The following is a 15,726-nucleotide window of genomic DNA, read 5'->3' on the forward strand; positions in this document are numbered from 1 at the left end:
CCGCGCTTAGCGGGCGACTTTCTCCGAGAGCTGCTTATCGCCTTTCTGGCGCGAGCGAATCCACTGCAGCACCTTCTTGCCGGCGGCCATGCCCGGCAACTCGATGTACAGAAAGCTCAGGCTGCTGATCAGAATCAGCAGGCAGGTGCAGATCGCGATCAGCGGCAGATAGACATCCGCCTCCCGCGCATCCAGATTCAGCAGCAGCGGCAGACGCTGCACCATCAGCCACAACACAAAACCGTGCAGCAGATAGGTGCTGTAGCTGATCTCGCCGAGCCAGCGGATGCTGCGTGGCTTGAGCGCACCGAACAGGCTGTTGCCCGACGCCACGATCACGAAAAACAATGACAGCAGGAACAGCGGCCCGGTCTTGAACGCACGATTGAACGCGGTGAAGGCAATCACCAGCGCCAACACGGCAATCACGCCCGCCAGACGTGTGCGGCTCCAGGCCACCAGCGCAGGCTTGCGAATCCAGTACGCCGCGGCGATGCCACCGAGAAAACTGGCGAGGAAGTGTTTCTTCAGCGAGTGCTCCCAGCCGACCACTTGATACAGCGCGTAAATGCCGATCAGGCACAGCACCACTTGTATCCAGCTGCCGCGATAGATGAACACCATCCCGGCCAGTGGCAGCGCCAGATAGAAGAACACTTCATAGGCCAGCGTCCAGGTGACGTTGGAAATCAGCATGCCGGTTTGCGGGTATTGGTTGATGTCCGGACGGTCGAAGGTCAGCCACGCCAGAATCTGTTTGAACAGGGCGCTGCCAGGCTCTTTCAGTTCCCAGTTCTGCAAATGGAACACGGTGACGAAGACGATCAGCATCAGCGGCAGGTACAGCGGATACAGACGAAATACCCGTGAAATGCCGAAGGCCAGCCAATCGTGCTGACGCCCTTGGGTCAGCAGACGGTTCCAGAACAGGAAGCCGGTGATCATGAAAAACAGCGCAACGCTGCCCTGGCCGATCATCGAGTAGAAGTTGCTCGGCGGAAAGCCGAATTCGCCAGTGCGCAGAAAGATCCAGGTAATGACGGCGTGGTGCACGAACACACCAAACGCCAGGTAGCCGCGCAGCCCATCGATGCTGGCATAGCGGCTTTCACCGGAATGCTGCAGGTGGCGGGCGATTTTCGGTACGACGCGCAACAAAAGCGCGGCGGACACGATGGCCAGCAGATAGGCTGCCAGCGCAATGAGGGGGTTGGTTTCGATCATCAATGAACTCGGGCCGCAGTGTTGCCGGCCAGCACTTGCCTGTGCAGATTATCCACCGCAGATTGCGACGCCATCACGGCGTAGCCCTGGAGTAATGCTTCGAAGTGGTCTTCGAACAACCAGCGTTTGTCGACGGTATAGCGCTGCATATGGCGCAAATTTCGCTGGCGCAGGGCCAGACTGAGCGGGCTAGGGTAAACGCGCAGGTCGGCCAGATCAATCAAGCCGAACTCGCCGTCCTCCAGCACCAACACGTTGCCCAAGTGCAGAGAGCGGAAATAGACGCCTTTCTCGTGCAATTGCGCCATGAACTTGCCAAAGCGTTCCACCAGCGCCTGACGAACGGCCGGTGCGGTAATGCTCTGCAATACCTGACGCAGCGTATGGCCGGGCAGGGGGGCGTAGTGCACGGCGCTGCTGCCATCGTCGAGGCGATAAAGATTGAGCACTTGCGGGGTAGGAATGCCCATCAGGCGCAACTGCTCGCTGTTGACGGCAAAGCGCTCTGAATAGGGATTGAAGCTGCCCGAGGTGTACCAGCGGCGACGGCGGAACAGTTTGAGGAAGCTGCCATCGGTCAGGCGCAGGACTTTCGGGCCGAGGCCGTCTTCTTCGATGACCTGAGCGTCAAGGCTCATCTGCTGCAGGTCGCTCGCGTTGAGTTTTTGCACCGGCAGGGTCAGCAGTCGCCGCGCACGCTGATTGATGCTCAGTGCCGCGATCAGTGCCAACGGGATCCACAGCAGGAACCAGTGTTCCTTGGGCCGCGAAATGATCCCGCCGCCTTCGGTCAGCCCGGCGCCGATGCCAAAGATCAGCAGTGTCGAGGCGACAATCAACAGCGGTTGTACGCGCTGACGCCAACTGCTCAGCAGGCCCCTGAAAATAAAGAACAGCCACGGCACCAGACCGACAATGCCGACGTAATACAACACACCCAGGACAAAGCTGTGTGGCTCCTGGAAATTGATGCCGACGCCGGGGTCGACGGACAACGTGGCGCTGTAACCATGTCCGATCCAGGGATGGTCGGCAATCATGTGCAGTACTTGCTTCCAGATTTCCAGTCGATACGAATCGCCACGTTCGATGATCATTTGTGCAAACAGGACGGCGACCGTCACGCCGCTAAGGGCCAGGCCGATCAACAAGCCCACCGAGCGGCGATTCCAGCAAATGAAGCACAACCACAACGCGGCCATGGTCAGCGCCACGAGCGGCGTTCTGGAGCCGGTGCCAATGACCGCCATGAACATGATTGCCATTGCCGGCACACTCAGCCACATCATCTGGCGGCGTTTGCAGGTCATGGTTACGCTGAGCCAATAGGCGGCGAAAAAGCCGAACAGGTGAGAACTGAGCAGCGGGTTGTCGAAGGCGCCACCGCCGATCAGGCGCATGCCCGGTTGATACATGTGGGCAAAACGAAACAGGAACCAGATCGTTGCGACCAACGCCACTAACGCGGCGCCGAACATCAACGGTTGCAGGATCTCACTGCGATAACGCACCAGCAGATAGGTGCCGGCAAACAGCAGCAAGGTGTGCAATGACGGTTTGAACATCCCGGCGAGGCCTTCTTCGCGCGGCCCCCAACTGAGGCTGAGCAGGGCCCAGGCGACAAATATCAACAGCGAGACGAAGATCGGTTCACGCAGTAATTCTTTGAGTTCACGTGGGCGCAGGCACAGGGCGATCAGCGTTGGAATGCTGAACAAGCCGTAAAACAGCTTGTGATGCAGACTTCGGCCCGGCAGGAAAAACAGCGCGCACAGGAGCAGGAAATAGCCGACGGGAAGTATCCACAGGCTAATGAAGTCGAAGACTCGATTGGACGTACTGCTGAAGCCGCGAAGTTGCATGCTGAGAGATTCAATCCTGAAGAAGTTGATCGACCATTCGGGTGATGGCTATTTGATGCTGAAAACGGTGCCTAACAATAACAGCCTTTCGCCGATTGCCAGAACCCCGAAGAAGCTGTGTTAAAGTCGGCGTCCTTATTTATCGACTCTTCGCGTGATATGACCGACTCCAGTCCTGCCGCAAGCCCCTCGAGCTTGAAAATCTACTTCCGCCTGCTCGGCTATGTTCGGCCGTACATCAGTCTGTTTCTGATCAGCATCGTCGGTTTTCTGATTTTCGCTTCGACCCAGCCGATGCTTGGTTACATTCTCAAGTATTTCGTCGACGGCCTGTCGAACCCGGAAGCCGTGCTGTTCCCGACCGTGCCTTACCTGCGTGACCTGCAACTGCTGCAGGCCGTACCGTTGCTGATCATCCTGATCGCTGCGTGGCAGGGTCTGGGATCTTATCTGGGCAACTATTTTCTGGCCAAGGTTTCCTTAGGCCTGGTGCATGACTTGCGCGTGCAGTTGTTCAACAACCTGCTGGTGCTGCCGAACCGCTACTTCGACAAGCATAACTCGGGTCATCTGATTTCCCGCATCACCTTTAACGTGACCATGGTCACGGGGGCGGCAACGGATGCGATCAAGGTCGTAATCCGTGAAGGCATGACGGTGATCTTCCTGTTCGCCTCCCTGCTGTTCATGAACTGGAAGCTGACGCTGGTGATGGTCGCGATCCTGCCGCTGATCGCCGTGATGGTGCGCACCGCGAGCAAGAAATTCCGCAAACAGAGCAAGAAAATCCAGCTGGCCATGGGCGACGTCACCCACGTGGCGTCGGAAACCATTCAGGGTTATCGCGTGGTGCGCAGCTTCGGCGGCGAAGTCTACGAAGAGAAGCGCTTCCTCAAGGCCAGCCAGAGCAACACCGACAAACAGCTGCGCATGACCCGCACCGGTGCGATCTACACGCCGATGCTGCAACTGGTGATCTACAGCGCCATGGCCGTGCTGATGTTCCTCGTGCTGTATCTGCGCGGTGACGCCTCGGCCGGTGACATGGTTGCCTACATCACCCTGGCCGGCCTGCTGCCGAAACCGATTCGCCAATTGTCCGAAGTCAGCTCGACCATCCAGAAAGGTGTGGCCGGTGCGGAAAGCATTTTCGAGCAGCTGGATGTTGCGCCTGAAGTCGACACCGGCACGGTTGAGCGCGATGCGGTCACCGGTCGTCTGGACGTGCGTAACCTGAGCTTCACCTACCCGGACACCGAGCGTCAGGTGCTCGACAACATCAGCTTCAGCGTTGAACCGGGGCAGATGGTTGCACTGGTTGGTCGCTCCGGCAGCGGCAAGTCGACGCTGGCCAACCTGATTCCGCGCTTCTATCACCACGACAAGGGCGAAATCCTCATCGACGGTGTGGAAGTCGAAAACTACAAACTGCTCAACCTGCGTCGTCATATCGCCCAGGTGACTCAGCACGTGACCCTGTTCAGCGACACCGTGGCCAACAACATCGCGTATGGCGATCTGGCCGGCGCGCCGCGTGAAGACATCGAGAAAGCCGCGCGTGATGCCTACGCGATGGACTTCATCGCGCAACTGCCTGAAGGCCTCGACACTCAGGTTGGCGAGAACGGTGTGCTGCTTTCCGGTGGTCAGCGTCAGCGTCTGGCGATTGCCCGCGCGTTGCTCAAGAACGCGCCGCTGTTGATTCTCGACGAGGCCACCTCGGCCCTCGACACTGAATCGGAACGGCACATTCAGGCGGCTCTGGATCAAGTGATGAAGGGCCGCACCACGCTGGTGATCGCGCACCGTCTGTCGACCATCGAGAAGGCTGACCTGATTCTGGTCATGGATCAGGGCCGAATCGTTGAGCGCGGCACCCACGATGAATTGCTGGCGCAGAACGGTTACTACGCGCGTCTGAACGCCATGGGCCTCGATGCCCCGGCTGAAGACATCGCCTGATAATGTTCACGCTGCCCGGTAGGAGCTGCCGCAGGCTGCGATCTTTTGATCTGTTTTCATAGAAGCAAGATCAAAAGATCGCAGCCTTCGGCAGCTCCTACAGGGAAAGTGCATTGCAGTTGTGGGCCGTTGTTTGTATCCAGACCTTTACCCTTCTTGACCAAACCGGCATAAAACCGGGCACCGCGCTTGTTAAGGTTCCTCAACGAACTCTTACATCTATCGAGGGGGACATCCCCGTCGCGCGGGTACTCTCATGTTGCAACGCTATCTGTGGAAACTGCTGCCCAAACCCCAGCGGGCCTTCCTGCTGGGGCGCTTGTCGGTGGTTGATCGGCAGGTCGTGAACAAGTCGATGTCGGCCAGTCTCGCGTTTCCAAAGGTTTTCCAGCAACACTCCTGTTTATTCATTCATGTGCCCAAGTGCGCCGGCAGCAGTGTCTGCGAAGCGATGTTCGACGGCTGGCGTCCGGGGCATCTGCCGTTGTACTGGTATCAGGAGCAGTTTCCGCAACAGTTCGCCACGGCGTGGAAGTTTGCCTTCGTGCGCGACCCGCTGGAGCGCGCGTACTCGGCTTTCGCGTTTCTGCGCGGTAATGAACTGAGTGGCCGCGATCAGGCCGCGCAGCAACTGGTCAGGCAGTACCGGGATTTCGACGATTTTGTCTTGCGCTGGCTGCATCCCGAGAACATTCCCCGGCAATTGCACTTCGCGGCGCAAACCGATTTTCTCACCGACTCGCTGGGGCATCTGGCGCTGGATTTCATAGGCTACCAGGAACATCTGCAACGCGACTTTCAGTTGGTCTGCGAGCAGTTGGGTCTGGCCAGTCAGTTGCCCCACGTCAACAGCTCCCGGCAACGTCAGCCAATGCCCGCACGCGAGTTTTGCACCACGCGCACCCGGCGACTGGTGAAACGGGTTTATCAGCGTGACTACGAGTTACTCGGTTATGAATGAATCCCTGTCGCTGCCGTCGCCAGCGCCTATTCGCCCTTATAGTCTGGCGCTGTCGCATCAGGCCCGCGCCATGATCAAGGGGCAGCGTCCGCGTTGCCTGTGGCTGACCGGGTTTTCCGGTGCAGGCAAGTCGACGCTGGCCAATGCGCTGGAGCTGTATCTGCATCAGTTTGGCCTGCACACGTTTTTGCTCGATGGCGACAATGTGCGCAGTGGCCTGTGTCGCGATCTGGGCATGGGCGATGGCTGTCGTCGCGAGAACATTCGGCGCATGGCGGAGGTGGCGCGGCTGATGGTCGATGCCGGGCTGATCGTGATCGTCGCGGCCATCTCGCCGTTTCGCGCCGAGCGCGAGGCGGCACGCCGACTGTTTGCGCCGGAGGATTTTATCGAGGTACATGTCAGTACCTCGTTGCAGGTCTGTGCGCGGCGCGATCCGAAGGGGTTGTATCAAGCGGTTCGCGAGGGGCGGATCAGCAACTTCACCGGCGTCGACAGTCCCTACGAGCCCCCGCTGAGTGCGGAATGCCGAATCGACACTGAAGCCCTTGAACTGCCCGAAGCCTGTCAGCAGTTGGCGGCGTTGCTGCTCAAAAAATGAACAGAAAACCCACCTGTTTCATCCTGTTGCAGCCTGCGCGCAAGCCGGCGCCAACCCTGTGTTAATATCGCGCCCCTGTTCATTTTGTATGTGGGTTGCTCCATGAAGTTGTCCATGCCGCGATTCGATCAAGCCCCTGTCTTGGTGGTCGGCGATGTCATGCTCGACCGTTATTGGCATGGTGGTACCTCACGGATTTCCCCTGAGGCGCCGGTGCCGGTCGTTAAAGTCGAGCAAATCGAAGACCGTCCGGGCGGCGCTGCCAACGTTGCCTTGAACATTGCCGCGCTGGGTGCGCCGGCGTCGCTGGTCGGTGTGACCGGCGATGACGAAGCTGCCGACAGCCTGAGCAACAGTCTCAAAGGTGCGGGCGTTCGTGCCCTGTTCCAGCGTATTGCGCATCAGCCGACCATCGTCAAACTGCGGGTCATGAGCCGGCACCAGCAATTGCTGCGTATCGACTTTGAAGAACCGTTTGCCACTGATGCATTGGCCTTGGCCTCGCAGGTCGAAGACTTGCTCGAAGGCATCAAGGTGCTGGTGCTGTCGGACTACGGCAAAGGCGCGTTGAAAAACCATCAGGTGCTGATCCAGGCCGCGCGTGCCAAAGGCATTCCGGTGCTGGCCGATCCGAAGGGCAAGGATTTCTCAATCTACCGTGGCGCCAGCCTGATCACGCCGAACCTCAGCGAATTCGAAACCATCGTCGGCGGTTGCGCCGATGAGCACGAGCTGGTGAGCAAGGGCGCGACCCTGATGCACGACCTCGAGCTCGGCGCGCTGCTGGTGACCCGCGGCGAGCACGGCATGACTCTGTTGCGCCCGGATCATCCGGCGCTGCACTTGCCGGCACGTGCCCGTGAAGTGTTCGACGTGACCGGCGCTGGCGATACCGTTATTTCCACGTTGGCGGCAGCGATCGCGGCGGGCGAAGAACTGCCTCACGCGGTGGCCCTGGCCAACCTGGCCGCCGGCATCGTCGTTGGCAAATTGGGTACGGCGGCGATCAGCGCCCCGGAACTGCGTCGCGCAATCCAGCGCGAAGAAGGTTCGGAGCGTGGCGTGCTGGGTCTGGAGCAACTGCTGCTGGCGGTTGACGATGCTCGCGCGCACAACGAGCGCATCGTCTTCACCAATGGCTGCTTCGACATTCTGCATGCCGGCCACGTGACCTATCTGGAACAGGCGCGCGCCCAAGGTGATCGCCTGATCGTGGCGATCAACGATGACGCCTCTGTCAGCCGTCTGAAAGGCCCGGGCCGTCCGATCAATAGCGTCGACCGTCGTATGGCGGTTCTTGCCGGTCTGGGCGCGGTGGACTGGGTGATCAGCTTCCCTGAAGGCACGCCGGAAAACCTGCTGCGCGAGGTCAAGCCGGATGTGTTGGTCAAGGGCGGCGATTACGGCATCGACCAAGTGGTTGGCGCGGATATCGTGACTGCGTATGGCGGGACGGTGAAAGTGCTGGGGCTGGTGGAAAACAGCTCGACCACGGCGATTGTGGAAAAAATCCGCGGTCATTAAGGTCAAAAGATCGCAGCCTGCGGCAGCTCCTACATTGGAATCTATTCCCCTGTAGGAGCTGCCGCAGGCTGCGATCTTTTGCTTTCAGGAATTCACTTTCTTGCGCGGTACGATTTTCTTCAGCAATTGCTTGGCCTTGCCGCGTAATCGCGCGAGGCCAGTCGTCTTCTCCGGTGGCGTCAGACCTTGTTGACGCAACCAGTCCTTCCAACGAATCCGCTCATCGCGCACCAGCCAGCCCTCCTGACGGGCAAAGCTTTCGGCCAGATATAAACCGCGAGTACTCGCCGGGTACAGTTGATCCTTTTTCAAGGTATACAACTCCGGCAACGGCTGACCGTCTTGCAACGGCATCAGGTACAAATCGGGCCGCTTGCGATCCAGCCGCGCCACCAGTTGATCCCCTTCCAGTCGCTCGTCGACATGAAACAGGCTCAAGGATTTGGCTTCCTTGGGCACGTCCAGGCGCAGGTCGTAAATCAATTGCAGCGACGCCGTCGGCAAATGCACATAAGCCCGTGGCCGTTCCTGCAATTGCAGATTGGCGCAGCGCACCGGTCGCGCTGAACCCGACAGCGGCGACAGGCGAAACGGCAGCGCTTCACGATAATGCAGGGCAGACGAGTAGGGCGCCGGCAGCCACGTATCGTTGAATCGGCCACCGAGCCAGCCTTCCGGGGTTTCCAGCAAACACTCTTCAGCAATTTCCTGAATCGCCGTGTGCAGCGGAATGTTCAGTTCGTGCGCCGGCACATAACCGGAAATCAGTTTCAGCACCACGTCGCCGCGATCCTGCCGCCGTTGACGCACCAGTACCCAGTAATCGCGATTCTGCCAATGCAGGGTCAGGCGCACCGAAACACCGAGGTTGGCCAGCTCCAGCGAAAACCGCTCGGCATCCGCCACGCTCACCGGTTTGCGCCGTTGCAGGGTCTGGGAAAAATTCAGCGGCATGCCAACGCTCTGATAGGTCAGGCCTTCAGGCGTGGCTTCGACGAACAGTGGCAGGGTTTTGAAGTTGCTCGGGTTCTTTCTGATGAGCGTGCGCGGCATGTCGGCTCCTGCTTAATGCCGCGGGGCGGCGTCAGTGACCACGAAGGACTTGGGCTACGGTCGCAACGTTGTGGGCGAGGTGCAGCGGATTGATCGTTCCGACAATAGCACTGGCTACGCCTGGCTGGGCAAACAACAACTCGAAGCTGGCGCGCACCGGATCGACTCCCGGGCTCAGGCAAACGTGACCGCTGGCCAAGGCCTTTTTCACCAGAATGGCTTTGCCGTGGGCAGCAGCATAGTCAATGACTGCTTTCTCGCTCTGTTCGTTCAGATTGTAGGTGACCATCGCGCAGTCCCCATGCTCCAACGCTTTCAAGCCACCCTCGACGGTTTTGCCGGAGAAGCCGAAGCCGCGAATCTTGCCTTCGGCCTTGAGCGCGGCGAGGGTTGCGTAAACTTCTTCGTGCTCAAGGATCGCCATGTCGTTGCCGTCGGAATGCACCAGAACCAGATCGATAAAATCGGTTTCAAGACGTTGCAGACTGCGTTCAACCGACATGCGTGTATGCGCAGCGCTGAAGTCGTGGTGCGACAGGCCATCGGCAAATTCTTCACCGACTTTGCTGACAATCACCCAGTCCTGACGCTGATCGCGCAGCAGCGGGCCGAGGCGTTCTTCGCTGCGACCATAAGCCGGGGCAGTGTCGATCAGGTTGATGCCCAGTTCGCGCGCCTGGCGCAGCAGCATCCGCGCTTCGTCATCGCCGGGGATCTGAAAACCGTTGGGGTATTTCACGCCTTGGTCGCGGCCGAGTTTGACCGTGCCCAGACCCAGCGGCGAAACGGTCAGGCCGGTGCTGCCCAGCGGGCGGTGGAAGTCGTGCAGGCTCGGAAGGCTCATGGCAGCAGTTGCTCCCAGGCAGGAAGGCCCATCGGTGGTTTCGGCAGGGCCGGTAACGGTTCGCTGGCGTGGGGCTGAATGCCGTCGCGCTCAAGTGCAGCGATCACGCGATCAGCGAAGTCCGGCGCCAGCGCCAGTTTGGTCGGCCAGCCGACCAGCAGACGACCTTGCTCGGCGAGGAAGGCGTTGTCCGGGCGGGTCAGCCCGGTTTGCAATGGTTCGGCACGGTCAACGCGCAAGGTCGCCCATTGCGTGGTGCTGAGGTCGATCCACGGTAGCAACTGTGCAATCTCTTTTTGTGCTGTGGCGATCTGCTCGGCGGGCTCGCGGTGTACGCCTTCGCTTTCGGCGATGTCGCCGCCCATGTACCAGACCCACTGACCGTCAGCGGCAGGATGGGTGGTCACGGTGATGCGCGGTTTGGTGCCGCCGCCCAGGCAGTGCGCGTACAGCGGCTTCAGGCCCGGGCCTTTGGCGATGATCATGTGCAGCGGTCGACGTTGCATGGCCGGTTGGCTCAGGCCGAGGTCTTCAAGCAATTGCGCAGTACCGGCGCCGGCGCTGAGCACGATGCGTTGCGCACGAATCTCGCGGCCATCGACTTTCAGGCCAACCAGCACGCCCGCTTCCAGCAGCGGTTCGATGGTTTGCCCGGCGAGCAGACCGTCGCCGGCCAGATCGGCGAGACGCTGCACCAGGCTCGGCACGTCCACCACCAGCTCGGCGAGGCGGTAGACCTTGCCCTTGAAGCGTTTGTCTTGCAGGGCCGGCGGCAGTTGCTCGCCCTTGACCTGATCGACACGGCCACGCACGGCTTTACTGGCGAAGAAACTGGTGAGATTGCCGGCGAGGGTGCCGGGCGACCACAGGTAGTGAGCTTCGGAGAGCAGGCGCACGCCGGACAGATCCAGCTCGCCGTCTCCTGCCAGCGCTTCACGCCAGCGGCGCGGCATGTCGGCGATGGCTTCCGAAGCACCGGTCAGCGCACCGTGCAGCGCGTATTTGGCGCCGCCATGGATGATGCCCTGGGACTTCACAGTCTGCCCGCCACCGAGGCTGGCGCTTTCCACCAGCACGGTCGAAAAACCCTGACTGCGCAGACGCGCGTTCAGCCAGAGGCCGGCGACACCAGCGCCGACAATCAGAACGTCGGTGGAAATAACGGATGGCATGCAACGACCTCAGGTGTTCAAGACGAGGGCGCAGTATACAGACTCGGCAAAGAGGCGGATTTGTCGATGATCAACCGGGCAAACACAAAACCAAATGTGGGAGCGGGCTTGCTCGCGAAAGCGCTGTGTCAGACAACATATTGTTAACTGACACACCGCCTTCGCGAGCAAGCCCGCTCCCACAGGGGGGAATTGCGTTACTTCAAATTAATGGCCGGCGGTTTTCGAGAACAGCTGAATGACGACGACGCCCAGTACGATCAGCGCCATCCCGAGCATCGCCGGCACATCCAGTTTCTGCCCATAAATAAACAGCGCCGCGACGCTGACCATCACAATCCCCATCCCCGCCCACACCGCGTAGGCCACGCCGACTGGCACCGTGCGCACCACCAGCGTCAGCATCCAGAACGCGATGCCGTAACCGACGATGACCAGCACCAGCGGCAGCGGCGTGCTGAAGCCTTTGACGGCTTTCATCGACACGGTGGCGATCACTTCGGCGCAGATGGCAATGGCCAGGTAGGCGTAGGCGTTCATGGTTCAAATCCTCAAGGTGAAACGTTGCTTTCTGAGCCGGCATTTTAGAGGTTCACCAGATGGGGTAAAGTCATTACCTATCTGTTCTGAAGATGGGTTGGCGAGTCAATATGCAGTGGAATCTGGATCAACTTCGGGTGTTTGTCAGCGTCGCCGAGCAGCGCTCGTTTTCCGCCGTGGCGCGGCAGCAGCGTAAGGCGCAGTCGGCGATCAGCAGCGCCATCGCCATGCTCGAAGACGACCTCGGTGTCAGCCTGTTCGAGCGTAGTAGCGGTCGCCAGCCGACCCTCACCGAAGCGGGGGAGGCGTTGCTCGAAGAGGCGCGGGAAGTGCTGCGCCAGTGCGAGCGCCTCAACGGCCGGGCGATGGCGATGATGCGCGGTCAGGAAGCGCAGTTGCGCGTGGCGCAGGATGAAGCGATGCCTTATCAGGCATTGGTGGAAAGTTTCGGCGCACTGGCCGAGCAATTCCCCAGCCTCGAAGTGCAACTGACCAGCGCCGCGCAAGGTGAAGTCGCGCGCAAACTGGAGGAGCGTCGCGCTGACCTCGGCCTGCTGTTCTATCACGACGAAATCCCCGAAGCGCTGGAGCGTCGAGTCCTTGGCAGCGTGGAAATGGTCACTGTCTGCGGGATCAATCATCCGTTGGCGACGCAGAGCTACGTCACATGTCAGCAAATGGCGCAGCATCGGCAACTGTTGATGTCGACCCAAACCAGCGTCTACCCCGGCAACGAACCGGCCAGCCCGCAGGTGTGGCGCGCCGACAGCTACTACGTGATGGCCGAATGGCTGGTGCGCGATCTCGGCTGGGCGTGGCTGCCACGCCACGTCGTGCAGTACTCGGCCTATCAAGGTTTGATGGTCGAACTCGACAGCGAATGGACACCGCCGGCGCTGGTGGTGGAACTGGTCTGGCGCCGTGACGAGCCGCTCGGCCCGGCGGCGCGTTGGCTGGCGGAGCGTTTTGCCGTGCACTTGCGGGCGATCGGCGACAAAAGTCGATAAACTCCGCCGCCATGAATAGAACTCTGTACACCGCGCTGTTTTACCTGGGGCTGCCATTGGTGGCGATTCGGCTGTGGCTGCGAGCGCGCAAGGCGCCGGCGTATGCCAAGCGGATTGGCGAACGTTTTTCCTACGGGATGCCAACGCTGCAACCCGGTGGCATCTGGGTGCACGCGGTGTCGGTGGGCGAGAGCATTGCCGCGGCGCCGATGATCCGCGCCTTATTGCAACGTTATCCACAGCTGCCGATCACCGTGACCTGCATGACCCCGACCGGTTCGGAACGGATTCAAGCGCTGTTCGCCAATGAGCCGCGCATCCAGCATTGCTACCTGCCGTATGACTTGCCGTGTGCGGCGGCGCGGTTTCTTGATCGCGTGCAACCGAAACTCGCGGTGATCATGGAAACCGAGTTGTGGCCCAACCACATTCATCAGTGCGCCAAACGCGGGATTCCAGTGGCGTTGGCCAACGGACGCTTGTCCGAGCGTTCGGCGCGCGGTTATGGGCGGTTCCGCAAACTGACGGCGCCGATGCTCGCCGAGATGAGTTTTTTCGCCATTCAGACTGAAGCAGAAGCGCAGCGCTTCCGTGATCTGGGTGCGCGTCCGGAAACGGTCGAGGTGACGGGCTCGATCAAATTCGACCTGACCATCGACCCCGCACTGCTGCAACGCGCCGCCGAATTGCGTGGGCAATGGCAGGCGCTGGAGCGTCCGGTGTGGATCGCCGCCAGCACTCACGAAGGCGAGGACGAAGTGGTGCTTGATGCCCATCGTCGTTTGCTGGCCAATCACCCGGACGCGTTGCTGATTCTGGTGCCGCGCCATCCTGAGCGTTTCAACTCGGTGTTCGAGCTGTGTCAGCGTGAAGGTTTCTCCACGGTGCGACGTTCGACCGGGGCCAATGTCGATGCGCAGACTTCTGTACTGCTCGGCGACACCATGGGCGAATTGCTGTTTCTGTATGCCTTGGCCGACAGTGCGTTTGTCGGCGGCAGTCTGGTGGCGAACGGCGGGCATAATCTGCTGGAACCGGCTGCGCTGGCGAAACCGGTGCTCAGCGGCCCGCATTTGTTCAACTTCCTCGACATCGCCGCGCAATTGCGTGAGGCCGGGGCGTTGGCAGAAGTGGAGGATGCCGAAGGGCTGGCGGTGGAAGTGCAGCGCTTGTTCGAGTTGCCGCGTGATGCGCAACGCATGGCCGACGCCGGGCTGGCCGTGATGCGCCGCAATCAGGGCGCGTTGCAGCGGTTGCTGGATGGCTTGGCGCGGCTGATCAAATAAAGCAAAAAGATCGTCCGATCGCGGCCCGAGCCTTCGGCAGCTCCTACAGGGGAATGCATTCCAATGTAGGAGCTGCCGAAGGCTGCGATCTTTTGCTTTTAAGGCCGGGCCTTGAGTTGTTCTTCTGCAGCCTTAGCCAGGTCCGGCGGCAGGAAATCCTTGTCCGGGTTGTAGTCGGCTTTCAGATAGCGTCGCAGATCTTCCAGGTCGCCGGGGTTCAACGTCCCCGCCGCCTGCTTCAAGCGCAGGTTGTCGAGGATGTAGTCATACCGCGTGTTGTTGTAGTTGCGCACCGAGGTGTACAGCTGACGCTGCGCATCGAGCACGTCAACGATGTTGCGCGTACCGACCTGATAACCGATTTCCGTGGCTTCCACCGCGCTCTGGTTGGAGATGATCGATTGCTTGCGCGCCTGTACCTGCTCGACGTCGGTGTTCACCGCGCGGTGCAGGTTGCGGGTGTTTTCGACGATCTGCCGACGCAGCGATTCGCGCTGTTGTTCGCTCTGATCCAGCTGCGCATACGACTGACGCACCTGCGAACTGGTCAGCCCGCCGCTGTAAATCGGCACGCTCAGTTGCAGGCCGACGGTGGTCTGTTCAACGTTGCCACCGTACGGCGCGCCGAACGAGTTCGGGTTGGCGAAACCGAGGGCGTCGTTGTCACCTTTTTCGTATTTGGCCACAGCATCGAGGGTCGGCAAGTGACCGGCCTTGCGCTGCTTCAATGTCTCTTCGGCCGAGCTGACGGCGTAGTTACTGGCCAGCAAATTGAGGTTCTGGCGCGCCGCCGTATCAACCCACGATTTAGCATCGTTCGGCGCTGGCGGCAGAATCGGCAGCGAGTGAACGATGCCCTGAATCGAGTTGTACTGACGGTTGGTCAGGGTGATCAGCGCTTCAAACGCATCATCGACCTGACGCTGCGCAACGATGCGGTTGGCCCGTGCGGTGTCGTAACTGGCTTGCGATTGCAGGACGTCGGTCTTGTCCGACAGGCCGACATCGAAACGCTCGTTGGACTGGTCGAGCTGGCGCTTGAACGCGGCTTCTTCGGCCTTGGTCGAGGCCAGGTTGTCCTGGCTGCGCAGCACGTTGAAATAGCTTTCCGCCGATTGCAGGATCAAGTTCTGCTCGGTTGCCGAGAGTTGCAGTGCGGCTTGCTCGTTGACGTCCTTCGCGGCCTGGTACTGGAACCAGCGATCGGCGCGGAACAACGGTTGCGCAAGGGTCGCCTGATACGAATGCGCGCTGCGGTTGGCGATGGCTGAAGGCTGATCAATCGAGGTGCGCACGTTGGCGGTCTCGGCGCCGCCGGACAGGTTCGGCAGCAAACCTGCGCGGGCCTGTGGCACCACTTCTTTCTGTGCGCCGTACTGGGCGCGGGCGGCGGCCAGATCGGCGTTGTTGTCGACCGCTTCCTGGTAAACGCTGACCAGATCGGTTTTGGTCGACAAGGGCGCTTCTGCTGCCCAGGCCATTGCGTTGGACGCACAAGACACGGCAATAGCCAGTGAGAGTTTGCGCAGCATGAGGCGATCCCTAGCATTAATATTATGGAAATAATGTGCGCGCCAAGGCTACGGCGCGGCCCCTGTAGCGTCAAGGCGCGGCAGGGCAAAGCGAGTGTAGTTGCGCAATCGGTTCACAACAATCGGCCAAGCCCCTGTATTTGCGCCATTCATCATGG

Annotated in this window: 13 protein-coding genes; 6 read left to right on the forward strand and 7 right to left on the reverse strand. The window is 60.3% G+C overall.

The genetic code is table 11. The features are described 5' to 3' along the window. Positions 1–6 precede the first annotated feature (6 nt). Both ACIP66_RS18280 and ACIP66_RS18285 read right to left on the reverse strand, forming a co-directional pair. A complete protein-coding gene (locus ACIP66_RS18280; RefSeq protein WP_400649696.1) occupies positions 7–1,224 on the reverse strand; it encodes an acyltransferase family protein in 1,218 nt (405 codons plus the stop codon). Next, positions 1,224–3,086, reverse strand: coding sequence for an O-antigen ligase family protein (locus ACIP66_RS18285; protein WP_400649699.1), 1,863 nt, complete (start codon positions 3,084–3,086; stop codon positions 1,224–1,226). Before ACIP66_RS18285 ends, ACIP66_RS18280 begins: the two co-directional genes overlap by 1 nt. Before the next feature lie 159 nt (positions 3,087–3,245). Here ACIP66_RS18285 and msbA point away from each other — a divergent pair, with 159 nt between their 5' ends. From msbA to hldE, 4 genes are all read left to right on the forward strand, one after another. Continuing rightward, positions 3,246–5,048: a lipid A export permease/ATP-binding protein MsbA gene (gene msbA, locus ACIP66_RS18290; RefSeq protein ID WP_159811690.1), complete on the forward strand. Its 1,803-nt coding sequence runs from the start codon at positions 3,246–3,248 to the stop codon at positions 5,046–5,048. Between the two features lie 256 nt (positions 5,049–5,304). Beyond that, positions 5,305–6,009, forward strand: coding sequence for a sulfotransferase family 2 domain-containing protein (locus ACIP66_RS18295; RefSeq protein ID WP_400649702.1), 705 nt, complete (start codon positions 5,305–5,307; stop codon positions 6,007–6,009). Further along, positions 6,002–6,610, forward strand: a complete 609-nt coding sequence (gene cysC / locus ACIP66_RS18300) for an adenylyl-sulfate kinase (RefSeq protein WP_400649705.1) — start codon at positions 6,002–6,004, stop codon at positions 6,608–6,610. The genes ACIP66_RS18295 and cysC overlap by 8 nt, the downstream gene beginning before the upstream one ends. Positions 6,611–6,712: 102 nt before the next feature. Beyond that, entirely contained in the window at positions 6,713–8,134 is a 1,422-nt protein-coding gene (hldE, locus tag ACIP66_RS18305) for a bifunctional D-glycero-beta-D-manno-heptose-7-phosphate kinase/D-glycero-beta-D-manno-heptose 1-phosphate adenylyltransferase HldE (RefSeq protein ID WP_159811693.1), read from the forward strand. Between the two features lie 84 nt (positions 8,135–8,218). On the opposite strand, the gene ACIP66_RS18310 is transcribed toward hldE, so the two are convergent. From ACIP66_RS18310 to ACIP66_RS18325, 4 genes are all read right to left on the reverse strand, one after another. Next, positions 8,219–9,187 carry a hypothetical protein gene (locus ACIP66_RS18310; protein WP_053116733.1) on the reverse strand — a complete coding sequence of 323 codons (969 nt, stop codon included), beginning with the start codon at positions 9,185–9,187 and terminating at the stop codon, positions 8,219–8,221. Between the two features lie 31 nt (positions 9,188–9,218). After that, entirely contained in the window at positions 9,219–10,031 is an 813-nt protein-coding gene (locus tag ACIP66_RS18315) for an aldo/keto reductase (protein ID WP_212549867.1), read from the reverse strand. Beyond that, positions 10,028–11,203, reverse strand: a complete 1,176-nt coding sequence (locus ACIP66_RS18320; protein ID WP_400649708.1) for an NAD(P)/FAD-dependent oxidoreductase — start codon at positions 11,201–11,203, stop codon at positions 10,028–10,030. Before ACIP66_RS18320 ends, ACIP66_RS18315 begins: the two co-directional genes overlap by 4 nt. Before the next feature lie 207 nt (positions 11,204–11,410). Further along, positions 11,411–11,743: a multidrug efflux SMR transporter gene (locus ACIP66_RS18325; RefSeq protein ID WP_053116736.1), complete on the reverse strand. Its 333-nt coding sequence runs from the start codon at positions 11,741–11,743 to the stop codon at positions 11,411–11,413. 110 nt (positions 11,744–11,853) lie between these two features. Between ACIP66_RS18325 and ACIP66_RS18330 the strand changes: the two genes are divergently transcribed. Next, entirely contained in the window at positions 11,854–12,750 is an 897-nt protein-coding gene (locus ACIP66_RS18330; protein WP_053116737.1) for a LysR family transcriptional regulator, read from the forward strand. Between the two features lie 11 nt (positions 12,751–12,761). Next, a complete protein-coding gene (gene waaA, locus ACIP66_RS18335) occupies positions 12,762–14,036 on the forward strand; it encodes a lipid IV(A) 3-deoxy-D-manno-octulosonic acid transferase (RefSeq protein ID WP_053116738.1) in 1,275 nt (424 codons plus the stop codon). Positions 14,037–14,134: 98 nt separating this feature from the next. Here the strand turns inward: waaA and ACIP66_RS18340 are convergent, their stop codons facing one another. Beyond that, a complete protein-coding gene (locus ACIP66_RS18340) occupies positions 14,135–15,568 on the reverse strand; it encodes a TolC family outer membrane protein (RefSeq protein ID WP_053116739.1) in 1,434 nt (477 codons plus the stop codon). Between the last annotated feature and the right edge of the window lie 158 nt (positions 15,569–15,726).

The organism is Pseudomonas sp. NPDC088429, assembly GCF_044753305.1.
In the GTDB taxonomy this organism is placed as follows: Bacteria; Pseudomonadota; Gammaproteobacteria; order Pseudomonadales; family Pseudomonadaceae; genus Aquipseudomonas; species Aquipseudomonas rustica.

What these genes read in the sequence shown, in the direction of transcription:
- ACIP66_RS18280 (WP_400649696.1), bottom strand. Translation starts at nt 1,224, where the DNA reads ATGATCGAAACCAACCCCCTCATTGCGCTGGCAGCCTATCTGCTGGCC.
- ACIP66_RS18285 (WP_400649699.1), bottom strand. Translation starts at nt 3,086, where the DNA reads ATGCAACTTCGCGGCTTCAGCAGTACGTCCAATCGAGTCTTCGACTTC.
- msbA (WP_159811690.1), top strand. Translation starts at nt 3,246, where the DNA reads ATGACCGACTCCAGTCCTGCCGCAAGCCCCTCGAGCTTGAAAATCTAC.
- ACIP66_RS18295 (WP_400649702.1), top strand. Translation starts at nt 5,305, where the DNA reads ATGTTGCAACGCTATCTGTGGAAACTGCTGCCCAAACCCCAGCGGGCC.
- cysC (WP_400649705.1), top strand. Translation starts at nt 6,002, where the DNA reads ATGAATGAATCCCTGTCGCTGCCGTCGCCAGCGCCTATTCGCCCTTAT.
- hldE (WP_159811693.1), top strand. Translation starts at nt 6,713, where the DNA reads ATGAAGTTGTCCATGCCGCGATTCGATCAAGCCCCTGTCTTGGTGGTC.
- ACIP66_RS18310 (WP_053116733.1), bottom strand. Translation starts at nt 9,187, where the DNA reads ATGCCGCGCACGCTCATCAGAAAGAACCCGAGCAACTTCAAAACCCTG.
- ACIP66_RS18315 (WP_212549867.1), bottom strand. Translation starts at nt 10,031, where the DNA reads ATGAGCCTTCCGAGCCTGCACGACTTCCACCGCCCGCTGGGCAGCACC.
- ACIP66_RS18320 (WP_400649708.1), bottom strand. Translation starts at nt 11,203, where the DNA reads ATGCCATCCGTTATTTCCACCGACGTTCTGATTGTCGGCGCTGGTGTC.
- ACIP66_RS18325 (WP_053116736.1), bottom strand. Translation starts at nt 11,743, where the DNA reads ATGAACGCCTACGCCTACCTGGCCATTGCCATCTGCGCCGAAGTGATC.
- ACIP66_RS18330 (WP_053116737.1), top strand. Translation starts at nt 11,854, where the DNA reads ATGCAGTGGAATCTGGATCAACTTCGGGTGTTTGTCAGCGTCGCCGAG.
- waaA (WP_053116738.1), top strand. Translation starts at nt 12,762, where the DNA reads ATGAATAGAACTCTGTACACCGCGCTGTTTTACCTGGGGCTGCCATTG.
- ACIP66_RS18340 (WP_053116739.1), bottom strand. Translation starts at nt 15,568, where the DNA reads ATGCTGCGCAAACTCTCACTGGCTATTGCCGTGTCTTGTGCGTCCAAC.